We start from the raw sequence: 310 nt of genomic DNA, 5'->3' as shown, positions 1-310 counted from the left end.
GAGATGGTTTTGTTACGGATGCAGATGCGCAAGCATCGGGATTCTACGGAACAGATCAGCAGGGCTTTGATCGTTACAATATTTCGCAGCTTCAATTTACCGGTATTTCGTTTATTGATCAGACGATGGGCGCGAGCCGTTTAGCAATCGTTGGTGAAATTGGTGCAACCTACGTACATGATTTACCTGATGTAGATGAAATGCGCTACGGCCGTTACGATCAGGCTGGATTTGGTTTAACACCGGACTATCTTGGCGCAGGTGCGTTGAATGTGTGTTCTGCGCTAAATCCGTACGGCACATGTGACAA

General features: G+C 47.1%; 1 pseudogene. It reads left to right on the top strand.

Annotation, left to right across the window (positions count from 1 at the left end):
• A pseudogene (locus A3750_RS06215) lies at positions 1-310 on the top strand (DUF1302 family protein); the annotation flags it as partial.

Source organism: Oleiphilus sp. HI0079 (genome assembly GCF_001635105.1).
This window is presented reverse-complemented; position numbering and strand designations above follow the sequence as displayed.